This window comes from Roseibium sp. (assembly GCF_050301095.1).
Lineage (GTDB): Bacteria > Pseudomonadota > Alphaproteobacteria > Rhizobiales > Stappiaceae > Roseibium.
Genome location: NZ_JBNKYW010000036.1, coordinates 1 through 14,533, shown reverse-complemented (window position 1 = coordinate 14,533; position 14,533 = coordinate 1). Strand labels below are relative to the sequence as shown.

General features: G+C 60.6%; 8 protein-coding genes. All 8 read left to right on the top strand.

The window, feature by feature from the left end:
* Window positions 1–537 precede the first annotated feature (537 nt).
* Entirely contained in the window at window positions 538–2,952 is a 2,415-nt protein-coding gene (locus ACQY7U_RS02495; RefSeq protein ID WP_428641624.1) for a glycogen/starch/alpha-glucan phosphorylase, read from the top strand.
* A 27-nt stretch (window positions 2,953–2,979) separates the two neighbouring features.
* Entirely contained in the window at window positions 2,980–5,169 is a 2,190-nt protein-coding gene (gene glgB / locus ACQY7U_RS02490; RefSeq protein ID WP_428641622.1) for a 1,4-alpha-glucan branching protein GlgB, read from the top strand.
* Between the two features lie 55 nt (window positions 5,170–5,224).
* Window positions 5,225–6,484: a glucose-1-phosphate adenylyltransferase gene (gene glgC, locus ACQY7U_RS02485; protein ID WP_428641620.1), complete on the top strand. Its 1,260-nt coding sequence runs from the start codon at window positions 5,225–5,227 to the stop codon at window positions 6,482–6,484.
* Window positions 6,485–6,487: 3 nt separating this feature from the next.
* Window positions 6,488–7,936: a glycogen synthase GlgA gene (glgA, locus tag ACQY7U_RS02480; RefSeq protein WP_428641618.1), complete on the top strand. Its 1,449-nt coding sequence runs from the start codon at window positions 6,488–6,490 to the stop codon at window positions 7,934–7,936.
* A gap of 16 nt (window positions 7,937–7,952) precedes the next feature.
* Entirely contained in the window at window positions 7,953–10,043 is a 2,091-nt protein-coding gene (gene glgX, locus ACQY7U_RS02475; RefSeq protein ID WP_428641616.1) for a glycogen debranching protein GlgX, read from the top strand.
* A complete protein-coding gene (gene malQ / locus ACQY7U_RS02470) occupies window positions 10,040–12,130 on the top strand; it encodes a 4-alpha-glucanotransferase (RefSeq protein WP_428641614.1) in 2,091 nt (696 codons plus the stop codon). Before glgX ends, malQ begins: the two co-directional genes overlap by 4 nt.
* A 34-nt stretch (window positions 12,131–12,164) precedes the next feature.
* The gene (locus ACQY7U_RS02465) at window positions 12,165–13,793 is read left to right on the top strand and encodes an alpha-D-glucose phosphate-specific phosphoglucomutase (RefSeq protein WP_428641613.1); all 1,629 of its coding nucleotides are present in this window, start codon (window positions 12,165–12,167) and stop codon (window positions 13,791–13,793) included.
* Between the two features lie 495 nt (window positions 13,794–14,288).
* Window positions 14,289–14,533, top strand: a 245-nt coding sequence (locus ACQY7U_RS02460) for a hypothetical protein (RefSeq protein WP_428641611.1), incomplete at its 3' end; no start/stop codon positions are given.

Below are 14,533 nucleotides of genomic sequence, written 5' to 3'. Positions count from 1 at the left end.
AAACTGACAGGCTCCCGCAAGACCGGCCCAAGCCCCACGCTGCAGGGCAAAAACAACCAAAGCCGGACGCAGAAGACGAGAAATGACCAAGCCTGCAAATCAAATACGAATGCCGAAATCCCGCCGGAATTTCCGAGTGGGCCTTAGGCATTTTGACGGAACCTGTGCGACTGGAAAGTGAAAAGCTTAACACGTAGGCACATCGTGTCCTGAACAACGGACATGAAGGTTCAGCGGAACCGACCGGTGCATTTTCAACGGGATTTCAAAGAGCTCAGGCCGATGAAATGAATTTGAGACAACACATTGGTGCGCTGTATCGGAAAAAACCTGAAAGGTCCGGTCCAACCGGAAGCAAATTCGGCACAGGTAATCGACAAGGTCTTCTGCATGGACTAGAAGCGAAAGTAGGCCAACCCTTTTAAATGGATTAAATTCAGGTGTTTGTCTGCATTTTGGACGGAAGCGAGACCGCAATTGCCTCCGGGAGACGCAGGGGAAGACCGCTCTTGATGTCCGTCACGTACCGGAAACGAAATGCAGAGACCTGAAACGCTAACCGATAACTGCAACACTCCAACACCGGAGCAGTTCGCTAGGGCGATCCTGACCCATCTCAGGACTTCACAGGGCAAAGACCCTGACCATGCGTCCACCTATGACTGGCGCATGGCGTTGTCCCTGGCGTTGCGGGACGAGGTCATTGAGCCCTGGTTCGCCTCCACCCGGGCCACCTACGAGGCCAAGGCCAAGCGGGTCTATTACCTTTCCATGGAATTCCTCATCGGCCGGCTGATTGAGGATGTCGCCACCAATCTGCGCCTGGAAGACATCGCGGCTGATGCGATGAAGTCGCTCGGTCTCGACTATGCTCGCATTGTCAGTGACGAACCGGATGCGGCGCTCGGCAACGGTGGTCTTGGTCGTCTCGCCGCTTGTTTCATGGATTCCCTCGCGACTCTCGGCATTCCCGCCTATGGCTACGGCATCCGCTATGAGCACGGCCTGTTCGAACAGCATTTCAAGGACGGCGAGCAGATCGAAACGGCCGAGACCTGGCTGTCGCAGCGCTATGCCTGGGAGTTCGAGCGGCCGGAAGTGCGCTATGATATCGGCTTCGGTGGCACCTTGCGGAAAAAAGGCAGGACGTCGGTTTGGATACCTGCGGAGACCGTCGTTGCGTCTGCTTATGATACGCCTGTCGTCGGTTGGAACGGTGCCTGGGCGAATACGCTGCGCCTCTGGGCCGCAAAGCCGGTCAAGATCTTCGATCTCGACAGCTTCAACCGCGGCGAATACCTTGCGGCCAGCGAACCGGAAGCGTTGGCCCGCACGATCTCCCGCGTCCTTTATCCGGATGATACCACCGAGGCCGGCAAGGAACTGCGGCTCAAGCAGGAATATTTCTTCACAGCGGCGTCCATCCGCGACATTCTCCGGCGTCTCGACTCGGAGGGCGGCTCCGTCGCTGACTTGCCGAACCGGGTTGCCATCCAGTTGAACGACACCCACCCGGCAATCGCAGGGCCGGAACTCGTGCGCCTGCTCGTCGACGAGCGAGGAGTAGATATGGCGGAGGCCATCAAGATCGCCCGCGGCTGTCTCGGCTACACCAACCACACGCTGTTGCCGGAGGCGCTGGAAAGATGGCCGGAGCCGATCTTTGCCAAGGTGCTGCCAAGGCATCTTGAAATCATCCGCGAGATCGAGGCGGCGCACTTCAAGGCCAGCGGCAGCTCCGTACGCATTCTGGAGGGTGGCGACGTCAAGATGGGCGAACTCTCCTTCGTCATGGCGCACAAGGTGAACGGGGTCTCGGCGCTGCACAGCGACCTCGTCAAGGAAACGGTGTTCGAGGATCTCAACCGCGCCTATCCCGGCCGCATCATCAACGAGACCAACGGCATCACGCCGCGGCGATGGCTGCACAACTGCAATCCGGGTCTGAGAAATCTGATCAGCGAGACGATCGGCAAGGACTGGCCCGCGGATCTGGATCAGCTCGAAAAGCTGGTTCCCTACGCAGATGACCAGGGTTTCCGCGACACCTTCAGGAATGTGAAAGCGCAGAACAAGATCCGTGTCACCAACTGGCTGAAGGCCGGCCACGACATTTCGGTTGATCCGGAAGCGATGTTCGACGTCCAGATCAAGCGCCTGCACGAATACAAGCGCCAGTTCATGAACCTGCTTGAGACCGTGGCCCTCTGGAACGATATCCGCGAAAATCCGAATGCGAACTGGGTGCCGCGGGTCAAGATCTTCGGCGGCAAGGCTGCGCCTGGCTATGTGGTTGCCAAGCAGATCATCCATCTCATCAACGACGTCGCCGCGGTGATCAATTCCGACCCGCGGGTGAAGGGTCTTCTGAAGATCGTTTACCCGGAGAACTACAACGTCTCCATGGCCGAACTCCTTATCCCGGCGACCGAACTCTCCGAGCAGATTTCGACCGCCGGCAAGGAAGCTTCCGGCACCGGCAACATGAAGTTCGCCCTCAACGGGGCGCTGACAATCGGCACGCTGGACGGTGCCAACGTCGAAATCCGCGAGCGGGTGGGAGCAGAGAACTTCTTCCTCTTCGGCCTGACGGCGGCCGAGGTCGTCGCCCGCCGCAAGCAGCCTGGCTATTCGGCCGCCGCGATTGCGGCCAGCCCGAAACTGGCGCGCGTGCTGGAGCAGATCGAGGCCGGTGTCTTTTCCTCCGGTGACCGGGACCTTTACCGCGGTCTGGTGCAGGACATGCGCCAGAAGGATTATTTCCTCGTCACCTGCGATTTCGACGACTATTTCGCCACGCAGCGCAGGGTCGATGCGGCCTATGCCGACCAGGACAACTGGACGAGAATGGCCGTGCTCAACACCGCCCGCGTCGGATGGTTTTCCTCCGACAGGACAATCGCAGACTATGCGAAGGACATCTGGAACGCGCATAGTCTTACCCGGGGATAACGAGAAGCCGAAGGAACAAGGTTCGCCATGACGATCTCCTCCGACATCGACGCACTTGCCAGGGGTACCCATCGGGATCCGTTCGCGGTCCTCGGTTTGCACGAGGCGGAGGGGAAACTGGTCATCCGGGCCTTCATGCCCGATGCGAGCAAGGTCGAGGTGGTAGAGCCGGGATCGGCGAAAAAGATCGTCGAACTCTCTTCACTTGGCGGCGGGTTATTCGAAGCGGCCGTTCCACGCCGCAAGAAGCGTTTTGCCTATAACCTGTGCGTCGAACAGGACGGCAACAGCTGGGTTTCCGACGACGCCTATCGCTTCGGTCCGGTGATGGGTGAACTCGACGAGTATCTGATCGGCGAAGGTACACACCGCCAACTCTGGAAGGTACTTGGGGCGCATGTGATCACCCATGAAGGGGTCGGCGGCGTTCATTTCGCGGTCTGGGCTCCCAATGCCAGCCGTGTGTCGGTCATCGGCGATTTCAACGGTTGGGACGGCCGCCGCACGCTGATGCGCCGGCGCGGGGCGACCGGGGTCTGGGAGGTCTTCGTCCCGGGTCTTTCCGAGGGCGAGGTTTATAAATACGAGCTGCTTACCGACGACGGAACCCTGTTGCCGCAGAAGGCCGATCCGGTCGGCTTCGGAGCGGAGCATCCGCCGCGGACCGGATCCATCGTCCGTAATATCGAAGGCCATGACTGGTCGGACGGCGACTGGATCGCCCGGCGTGCGGACCTGCACCGGATCGACAAGCCGATCTCCATCTATGAAGTTCATCTGGGAAGCTGGCGCCGTGTGCCGGAAGACGGCAACCGGCCACTCTCTTATCTGGAACTTGCCGCCCAGCTCGTTCCTTACGCGCTCGATCTCGGCTTCACTCATCTGGAACTGATGCCGGTTTCGGAATTTCCCTTCGATGGCTCGTGGGGCTACCAGCCGGTCGGCCTCTTCGCGCCGACGATCCGCTTCGGCACGCCGGCAGAATTCCGTGCCCTGGTCGAAGCCTGCCACAATGCCGGGCTTGGCCTGATCGTGGACTGGGTGCCGGGTCACTTTCCGGAAGATCCACACGGGCTGGGCAATTTCGATGGCACCGCGCTTTATGAACACGCGGACCGCCGCGAGGGTTTCCACCCCGACTGGAACACGCTCGTCTATAACTACGGCCGGCGCGAAGTGCTGAACTATCTCGTCGCCAACGCCCTCTACTGGCTTCAGGAATATCATGTCGACGGCCTGCGCGTGGACGCGGTCGCCTCCATGCTCTACCGCGACTATTCCCGCAAAGAGGGCGAATGGGTGCCCAATGTCCATGGCGGACGGGAAAACCTGGAGGCAATCGCCTTCCTCAAGGCCATGAACATTGCGGTCTATGGCGAGGTGCCAGGCATTCTGACCGCCGCGGAAGAATCGACGGCCTTTCCAGGTGTCACAACACCGGTCGATGCCGAGGGGCTGGGCTTCGGCTTCAAGTGGAACATGGGCTGGATGAACGACACGCTTCGCTATCTGGCGGAGGATCCGATTCACCGGAAGTATCACCATTCCAAGGTCACGTTCGGCCTTCACTATGCATTCTCGGAAAACTTTATCCTGCCGCTGAGCCATGACGAGGTCGTCCACGGAAAGGGCTCGCTGCTGAAAAAGATGCCGGGCAGCATGCCGGAGAAATTCGCCAACCTGCGCGCCTACTACGGCTTCATGTGGGGGCATCCCGGCAAGAAACTGCTCTTCATGGGCGGCGAGTTTGCACAGGACCGCGAGTGGAACCACGATACAAGTCTCGACTGGCATCTGCTTGACCACGGTCCGCATCGGGGAGTGCAGGCGCTCATCCGCGATCTCAACCGCTTGTACCGCGAGACGCCTGCTCTCCATGAACTGGACTGCCGACGCGAGGGTTTTGAGTGGATCGAAGAGACCAGCGGCGATGAGAGCATTTTTGCCTGGCTGCGCCGCGGGACCAATGATGATCCGCCGATACTGGTGGTCGCCAATTTCACGCCGGTCGAGCGCAGCGCGCGCCGCATCGGCGTGCCGGAGCCGGGCTTCTGGGCCGAGCGGATCAACACCAATGCCGACATTTATGGCGGCGACGGCCGTGGCAACTTCGGCGGCGTGAACAGCGATCAGGTTGCGGCATCGGGACGTCCGCATTCAATCGCAATCACGTTGCCGCCACTGACGACGCTGTTTTTTGAACTCACCCAAGGCTGAGGAGGCCTCGGACGGCGAGAGACGACGAGAAAAGGACCGGGGAGGAGTGACGAAAATGACCATCGAATCTCAAAGACTGGCGCAGCAAACCATGGCCTTCGTGCTCGCAGGCGGACGCGGCAGCCGGCTGATGGAACTGACCGACCGGAGGGCGAAGCCCGCAGTCTATTTCGGCGGCAAGACCAGGATCATCGACTTTGCCCTTTCCAACGCCGTCAATTCCGGTATCCGCCGCCTCGGCGTTGCCACCCAGTACAAGGCCCACAGCCTGATCCGCCATCTGCAGCGCGGCTGGTCGTTCTTCCGGGCGGAACGCAACGAGTCGCTCGACATCCTGCCGGCCTCCCAGCGTCTCGATGAGGAGAACTGGTACAAGGGCACCGCCGATGCGGTGACGCAGAACATCGACATCATCATGAGCCTGGAGCCGAAATACATTCTGGTCCTGGCCGGCGACCATATCTACAAGCAGGATTATTCGCTGATGATCCAGCAGCACGTGGAAACGGGCGCTGATGTCACCGTCGGCTGCGTCGAGGTTCCGCGCGAGGAAGCCAAGGGCTTCGGCGTTATGCATGTGGACGACAAGGACAACATCATCGCCTTCGTCGAAAAGCCCGCCGACCCGCCCGAAATGCCGGGACATCCAGATCTCTCGCTTGCCTCCATGGGCATCTACGTTTTCGAAACAGAATTCCTGCTTGGGATCCTGCAGGAGGATGCAGCCGATCCCAATTCCTCCAACGATTTCGGCAAGGACATCATCCCGAAGATCGTGAAGAGCGGCAAGGCGATGGCCCATCCCTTCTCGCGCTCCTGCGTGATGACCGGACTTGAAAAGGAACCCTATTGGCGGGACGTCGGCACCGTCGATGCCTTCTGGCAGACCAATATCGACCTGACGGACTTCACGCCGGAACTTGATATCTATTCCAACGACTGGCCGATCTGGACCTATTCGGAACTGACGCCGCCGGCCAAATTCATTCACAACGAGGAAGGCCGCAGAGGTCTTGCGACCTCTTCGATGGTCTCGGGTGGCTGCATCATCTCCGGATCGACACTGGACCAGTGCCTGCTTTTCACCGGCGTGAAGACTCATTCCTTTTCCACGCTTGAAGGTGTGGTGGCGTTGCCCTTTGCCGAGATTGGCCGTAACGCACGCCTCACCAACGTAGTACTTGACCGGGGCGTCAAAATCCCGGAAGGGCTCATCGTCGGAGAAGATCCGGCACTTGATGCGAAACGGTTCCGGCGTAGTCCGGGCGGGATCTGCCTGATAACCAAAGCCATGATTGACCGATTGGATACCTAACTGATGGAAGTACTGTTCGTCGGGTCCGAATGCGCACCCTTCGTCAAGACCGGTGGTCTTGCCGATGTGATCAGTGCCGTGCCGAAAGCGCTTGCCGGGCAGGGGGTGCATATACGCGTTCTCCTGCCTGCCTATCCGGCGCTGGAAAAACTGGCAGCCAAGGCCAAGGAAGTGATCCGATACGACAGTCTGATGGGTGGGCCTGCCCGCGTGGTGGAGGTCAAGGCGGAAGGCCTTGACCTTCTGCTGCTCGAGGCAAAGCATCTTTTTGACCGGCCCGGGAATATCTATCTCGGACCTGACGGCAAGGATTGGGGCGACAATGCCATCCGCTTCGGTGCGCTCTGCATCGCCGGCGCCGATATCGCCGAGAAAGGCGCCGGCAGATGGAAGCCGGATATCGTTCATGTCCACGACTGGCAGGCGGGCCTTATCCCGGTTTACCTGCGCCAGCGCGGCTGCAACGTGCCCTGTATCGTTTCCATCCACAACGTCGCCTTCCAGGGGCTGTTCGATGACGGTCTTCTGGAAAAGCTAGGCATCTCGCCGAGTTATTTCACCCCGGACGGGATCGAGTATTACGGTCGCATCAGCTTCCTTAAGGCAGCGCTTGTCTTCAGTGAAAAGATCGCCACAGTCAGCCCGACCTATGCGCGTGAACTGATGAGCTCCGAGTTCGGCATGGGGCTGGAAGGCGTGCTCCAGACGCGCCGAACGGACCTTTCCGGCATCCTCAACGGCATCGACCTCGACGTCTGGAACCCGGAGACCGATCCGGCGCTGCCTGCGGGCTACAGTGTACGTGCGCTCAAGAAGAAAGCGCTCGCCCGCGAAGAACTTGCCCGGCGTTTCGGCCTTGAGGCGCCCAAGGGCGCGCCGCTCTTTTGTGTCGTCAGCCGTCTGACATCGCAAAAGGGCCTTGATCTGCTGGTGGATGTCCTGCCGGACCTGACCGGGCGCGGTGCGGCGCTGGCTTTGCTCGGGACTGGCGACAAGCAGCTTGAGGACAGTTTCCTGGCGGCAACGCGCCGGTATCCGGGGCAGGTCGGTGCGGTGATCGGCTATGACGAGGCGTTGTCCCACCTCTTGCAGGGTGGTGCCGATGCCATCCTGATCCCCTCCCGCTTCGAACCTTGCGGCCTGACCCAGCTCTACGGCCTTCGCTATGGCACGATCCCCGTCGTTTCGCGCACGGGTGGGCTGGCGGACACGGTCATCGATGCAAACGAGGCGGCGCTCGTCGCCGAGTGTGCCACGGGCCTGCAGTTCTCGCCGGTGACGGCGGAAGCCCTTGCAAATGCCATCCACCGTGCGTGTGATCTCTACAGCCAGCCGCAGGTCTGGTCCGCCATGATCCGCCGGGCGATGAAGCATCCCGTCGGTTGGGAGAGCTCCGCCAAGTCCTATGCCGCGCTTTATGCAGATCTCGCCGTGAAGTCGGGGAAGGCTTGAGGCGATGGCGATCAGAATGCGTTCAGGCACACCGCACAAGCTCGGTGCGCAGCTCGATGGTGGCGGCGTCAATTTCGGTGTCTTCTCCGAAAACGCCTCCAAAATAGAGGTGTGCCTCTTTTCCCGCGAGGATCATTCGGAAATTGCCAGATATGCCCTGCCGGAGCGCACCGGCCCGATCTGGCACGGCTATCTGGAGGGTCTGCCTGCAGGTGCGCTCTATGGCCTTCGCGCCCATGGAACCTACGCACCGGAGAACGGCCATCGGTTCAATCCGCACAAGCTGCTTCTGGACCCCTACACGAGGGAAATAGAGGGCAAGTGGTCCAATGTGCATCACGTCTTCGGTTACGATCCTGCGTCGAGTGCCCTCGACCTTAGTTTCGACACCCGGGACAGCGCGCCCTTCGTGCCGAAATCCGTCGTCTCCGATCCCTCCCTCTTCACGCCGCTCGGCAATCATCCCGGCCATCCCTGGGAAGAGGCCTTCATCTATGAGACCCACGTCAAGGGCATGACGATGGAGCATCCCGGGGTCGATGCGGCCCTGCGCGGTACCTATGAGGGCCTGGCCTCCGAACCCGTCTTGGAACACCTGCAGAAGCTCGGCGTCACCACGGTCGAGATCATGCCGGTTCATGCCTTCGTCGATGACAGCTTTCTGCTCGACAAGGGCTTGAAGAACTACTGGGGTTACAACAGCATTGGCTTCTTTGCCGCCGAACCGCGCTATTTCGGGCCTGCCGGCATTGCCGGTTTCCGTGAGATGGTCCGCCGCTTCCATGCCGCCGGTATCGAGGTCATTCTGGATGTCGTCTACAATCACACTGCTGAGGGCGATCACCGTGGCCCGACCCTGTGCTTCCGTGGCCTCGACAACGCGTCCTACTACCGGCTGATCAACGGCCAGCCACGCTACTATGTGAATGACACCGGCTGCGGCAATACGGTGAACATCTCTCATCCTCAGGTGCTGCGCCTCGTGATGGACAGCCTGCGCTACTGGGTCACCGTCATGGGCATCGACGGTTTCCGCTTCGACCTTGCGACAACACTCGGGCGCGAGCATCACGGCTTTGATCCCAATGGCAGCTTCTTTGATGCGCTCCGGCAGGACCCGGTTCTGGCCGGCGTCAAGCTGATCGCGGAACCCTGGGATATCGGCCCGGGCGGTTACCGGCTCGGAGAATTTACACCGGAATTCGCCGAGTGGAACGACACGGCACGCGACACGTTTCGCAAGTTCTGGCGCGGCGACGCCCATGCCGCGCAGGAGCTGGGCGCGCGCCTTCTGGGTTCTGCCGAAAAATTCGACCGCAATGGCCGCCGTGCCTGGTCCTCGATCAATTTCGTTGCCTCTCACGACGGCTTTACGCTGAACGACGTTGCCGCCTACGCCAAGCGTCATAACGACGCCAACCTGGAGAACAACCAGGACGGCCACGCCGCCAATTATTCTGACAATTTCGGCGTCGAAGGCCGGACGGGCGATCCTGACATCCTGGCCCGACGCCAGCGCCGCAAGCGCAACATGCTGGCGACGCTGTTCCTCAGCCAGGGCACGCCGATGCTGCTGGCGGGCGACGAGATCGGCAACAGCCAGCACGGCAACAACAACGCCTATTGCCAGGACAATCCGATCGGTTGGGTCAACTGGGGAGACGCGGACGAGGATCTGCTCGCCTTCGTGCAGAAGCTGACGGCTTTCCGGGCCGCGCACAGCACCGTCCGGCAACCCTACTTTCTGCATGCGGGCAGACGTCCGGCAGACGGTCTTCCGGATGTGGAATGGTGGGATCTCGACGGCAATCCGCTCAACTGGCGTGATCCGGGCCTCTCGAGCCTCTGCCTTCTTGTCCGCTACGCCGCCGAGGCCCCGGACTTCATGGACGAATATGACACCGTCTTCGTGGTCTTCAACCGCGACACGCAGCGAGCCCATGTGACGCTGCCGCCGAAGCCGGAAGGCACGGTCTGGATCCACAGCATCGACACCGCGAACCCGTCCGGCGGCGAGGCCGTGCCTTTGACCAACGGCCACCTTTGGGTGGAAGGCAAGAGCCTCAACGCGCTGGTGCTTGGATTCTTGCAGGGGTCAATGCTGTGACCCCGGACAGCGTTCTCGATATCCTGTCAGCGAAAGCCGGTATCTTCGGTGAATTCCGGGACCTGCAGAACATCGTCCGGCCGACCGCGCCGGAAACCCGGCGCGCGCTGCTGGCCGCCTGCGGCTTGCCCGCGGCAACCGACACCGAAGCCCGGGAGACGCTCGCAGCGCTGGAGGCGGAAGAGGCATCGAGGATTGTCCAGGAAGAGATTGTCCTGGCAAGCGACCGAGCCTCGAACATCCCGCTGCCCGAGGGGGCCGAGTGGGAGCTGGTCCTGGAGACGGGAGACAGGCTCAGCGGTGGGCGTAGCACCGGCCATGTAACGCTTCCGCCGTTGCCGCCGGGCCTCCACGATCTTCATCTGAAACTGGGGGCCTGCGCCCAATCCGCACTGCTGATCGCTGCTCCGGCGGCCTTGCCGGCACTTGGCGACCGTGGTCTCGGCCGGATCTGGGGTGTCACCGGAACGATCTACGGTCTGCGCTCAAACCGCAATTGCGGTGTCGGGGACTTTGCCGATCTCGGCGTCATGGGAGCCGCTTTGGCTCCTGGCGGAGCCGCGTTCTACGGCATCAACCCGGTCCATGCATTGGGCTGGAGCGAGAAGGAGATCGTCAGTCCCTATTCGCCGACGCATCGTGGTTTCCTCAATCCATGGCACATTGCCCCGGACAAGATGGGGGAGCTGCTCCGCTTCTGCCCGTCAGTGGCCGCGTTGCTTGTTGAGGCAAATGCCGCATTTGACAGACTGCGTAAGGCCGAGCGCGTGGACTATGCTGTTCATAGAGCTTTTCTGGCACCCCTCCTTGAAAGTACCTACGAGGCGTTTTTGCTGGAAGCGCCCGATTTTCTGCTTTCCGACTTCGACGGCTTCCGCCGGGAAGAGGGGGCTGCGCTTGAGGACTTTGCGCTCTTTGAGACTTTAAGCGAGCAGCATGGGTCTGACTGGCGGCTCTGGCCGGCCGAACTCCGACAGAAGGAAGCGGTTGCTGTCATGGAGGATCTGCAGGCGCGGATGGGGTTCCATGTCTGGCTGCAGTGGCTCGCGGACCTGCAACTTCATTCGGCCCAGAAATCGGCCTCTGACGCCGGCATGCATCTCGGGCTTTATCTTGATCTTGCTGTCGGTTCACGCCTTGGCGGTGCTGAAAGCTGGTGCGAACGCGGGAGCCTCGCCGAGAACGTTTCCATCGGCGCTCCGCCTGATTATCTCAGCCCAGCCGGACAGAACTGGAACCTGGCCGCCTATGCGCCGGGCAAGCTTGCCGGTAACCGATACGCCGCGCTGCGCGGTTTGCTGAGGCGTAACATGCGCCACAGCGGTCTCTTGCGCATCGACCACGTGCTCGGATTGAAGCGCAGTTTCTGGGTACCCTCGGACGGAAGTCCGGGCGGCTATGTCAGCCAGCCCTTCCGGACACTTGCAGCCATCGTCGCTATTGAAGCAAAGCGCTCGGACACAATTGTGGTTGGAGAGGATCTCGGCCTCGTTCCGGATCAGTTTCGTGACGAATTGCGCGACCTCGGTTTTTACGGCTACTCGGTACTGCAATACGAAAAGACCGACGGTGTCCTGCACGATCCGGCTGACTTGCGCAAACGCTCGCTTGCCTGCTTTGCCACCCACGACACGCCGACATTGCGCGGTTATTTTGAAGGCGCCGACATCGACTGGTGGGAACGGCTCGGCTGGATCACGCCGGAGGAAAAACCGGCCAAGCAACAGGAACGCGAGAGCGAGGCCGCGGGCCTTCTTGCAAATGCGCCTTCCGGGTACCGGTCGGCGAGCGATGCCGACGGCTTCCGGGATGCGATGCATGCAACGCTCAGCCAATCGCCGGCCGAGCTTGTCGCCGTGCAGCTTGACGATATTCTGGGAGAGAGGGAAGCCCAGAACTTGCCGAGCACGGTCAGCGAACATCCCAATTGGGTGCGGCGCCACAGGGTTCCGGTCGAGGAGCTTTCGAAGCTGCCGCAGCTGGAAGGCTTGAGCGCGATTATGCGCCAGGGCGCGCGTGGCCAGCACAAGGCGGGCAGTAAGGTGGACGTCCCGCCTGATATGCCGGGGTATCAAAATGTTGATTGATTTGGGTGTGTAAGACGATCCAGGGAGAGAGAAGATGACTGTTCGGACCATTCAGGCAGGACCCTTTGAAGGCCAGAAGCCCGGAACCTCCGGTCTGCGCAAGAAAACCCGCGTCTTCATGGAGCCGGGCTATGTCGAATGTTTCCTCCAGGCGATCTTCAACAGCATCGGCGGGGCAGAGGGAAAGACCCTCGTCGTCGGCGGTGACGGCCGCTACTTCAACCGCGAGGCCATCCAGATCATCCTGAAGATGGCCGCGGCAAATGGAGCGGCAAAGATGATCGTCGGCCAGGATGGTCTTCTGTCCACCCCGGCCGTCTCCAACCTCATCCGCCAGCGCAAGGCGGATGGCGGACTGGTTCTTTCCGCCAGCCACAATCCCGGTGGGATCGATGAGGATTTCGGCCTCAAATACAATGTCTCCAACGGCGGTCCTGCGCCGGAAGGCATCACCGAGGAAATCTTCGCCCAGACACAGACTATCTCCAGCTACAGGATTTTCGACGCGCCAGACCTGGACCTGACTGCGCTGGGCGCATCCGGTCTCGGCGGCATGACAGTGGAGATCGTCGATCCCGTCGCCGACTATGCCGCGCTCATGGAACAGCTTTTCGACTTCGGCAAGATCCGGGATCTCTTTGCCGGCGGCTTCACCATGCGCTTCGACGCGATGCATGCCGTCACCGGGCCCTATGCAAAGGCGATCCTCGAGGGCAAGCTCGGAGCCGAGCCCGGCACGGTGCTGAATGCGGTCCCGTCGGTTGATTTTGGTGGCGGCCATCCGGATCCGAACCCGGTCTGGGCCAAGCCGCTGGTGGATCTGGTGATGTCTGATCAAGCGCCGGATTTCGCCGCGGCCTCCGACGGCGACGGCGACCGCAACATGATCCTCGGCAAGGGCATCTACGTGACACCGTCCGACAGCCTTGCGGTTCTCGCGGCCAATGCCCATCTGGCGCCCGGCTATGCCAAGGGCCTTGCGGGCGTCGCCCGCTCCATGCCGACCAGCACCGCCGCCGACCGGGTGGCCGAAGCCCTCGGCATCGGTCACTACGAGACGCCGACCGGCTGGAAGTTCTTCGGCAACCTTCTGGATGCCGGCAAGGTGACGCTCTGCGGTGAGGAAAGCGCCGGTACCGGCTCTGATCACGTGCGCGAAAAGGACGGCCTATGGGCCGTTCTGCTGTGGCTGAACATCCTGGCGGAGACCCGCCTGAGCGTGAAGGACATGATGGCGGCCCATTGGCAGCGCTACGGCCGAAACTACTATTCCCGCCACGATTACGAAGCCGTGCCGACGGACGACGCCAATCAGCTCATGGACGATCTGCGTGCCAAACTGACCGAGTTTCCGGGCATGACTTTTGCCGGCCTCACCGTCTCAGCTTGCGATGATTTCGCCTATCTCGACCCGGTCGACGGCTCGAAGAGCCTGAAGCAGGGTATCCGGTTCCTCTTTGAAGGCGGTGCCCGTGCGGTCTTCCGCCTGTCGGGCACCGGCACCGTCGGCGCAACGTTGCGCATCTATCTGGAAAAGCTGGAAACCGACGCAGCAAAGCTCTTTGAGAATACCCAGGCAGCACTTGCACCGGTCATTCAGGCCGCCGGGGAAATGTCAGAGCTTGACCGCCTCGGACGGGCGGAGCCGGACGTCATCACCTGAAGGGGTGACAGGGCGGGAATTGCGTAATTTCCGGTAAGCAGCTCCGACAAATCACCAGCCTTGCCCGACGATTGGGCAAGGGACACCGAGTTCACGTTCCGCCACTCGAAATGCGATCCGACGAAAGAGATCACATCAACTTTGAGCAAGGCTCATACAGATTTTATAAATGAAGTCGAACGACGACGGCACACTTGTTGTTGTGCAGGACACAAACGAAGAATTGATAGCGAAGGAGGCCCTCAAACGCCTGACATGCGGATCAGGGTTTCGTTATTGAGCGATTGTTTGGTTACAAGTCTCGGTGTGATCAGGCTCCCGCAACCAGATACAGCTGAGAACCTCTTCGGGGCCCATCAAGGAGGACAAAAGTCCGACGCTGAAGGGAAAAAATGACAAATTCTGTTCCCAAAACCAATAAACAACCCGTCAGTCCTGCTGCCGGGTTTTTTGTTTGGCAAACTGGTTACAGATTTGAAACTGACAGGCACCCGCATGACCGGCCCAAGCCCGGCGCTGCGGGGCAAAAAACTCTCAAATCCCGACGCAGAAGACACGAAATCAAATAAACAACCCCGTCAGCAGCGCTGGCGGGGTTTTTTTGGGCAATTCTATCCAAATGCCGCAGAAACCGGCGAAGCCGATTGGCGCCGCTTATCCGTGGGCAATCATGACGTGGCGGACGGCGGTGTAGTCCTCCAGTGCATATTGGGACATGTCCTTGCCGTAGCCGGATTGTT

Excerpts from the sequence above, each read along its gene's own strand:
- ACQY7U_RS02495 (WP_428641624.1), top strand. The coding sequence starts at position 538 with ATGCAGAGACCTGAAACGCTAACCGATAACTGCAACACTCCAACACCG.
- glgB (WP_428641622.1), top strand. The coding sequence starts at position 2,980 with ATGACGATCTCCTCCGACATCGACGCACTTGCCAGGGGTACCCATCGG.
- glgC (WP_428641620.1), top strand. The coding sequence starts at position 5,225 with ATGACCATCGAATCTCAAAGACTGGCGCAGCAAACCATGGCCTTCGTG.
- glgA (WP_428641618.1), top strand. The coding sequence starts at position 6,488 with ATGGAAGTACTGTTCGTCGGGTCCGAATGCGCACCCTTCGTCAAGACC.
- glgX (WP_428641616.1), top strand. The coding sequence starts at position 7,953 with ATGCGTTCAGGCACACCGCACAAGCTCGGTGCGCAGCTCGATGGTGGC.
- ACQY7U_RS02465 (WP_428641613.1), top strand. The coding sequence starts at position 12,165 with ATGACTGTTCGGACCATTCAGGCAGGACCCTTTGAAGGCCAGAAGCCC.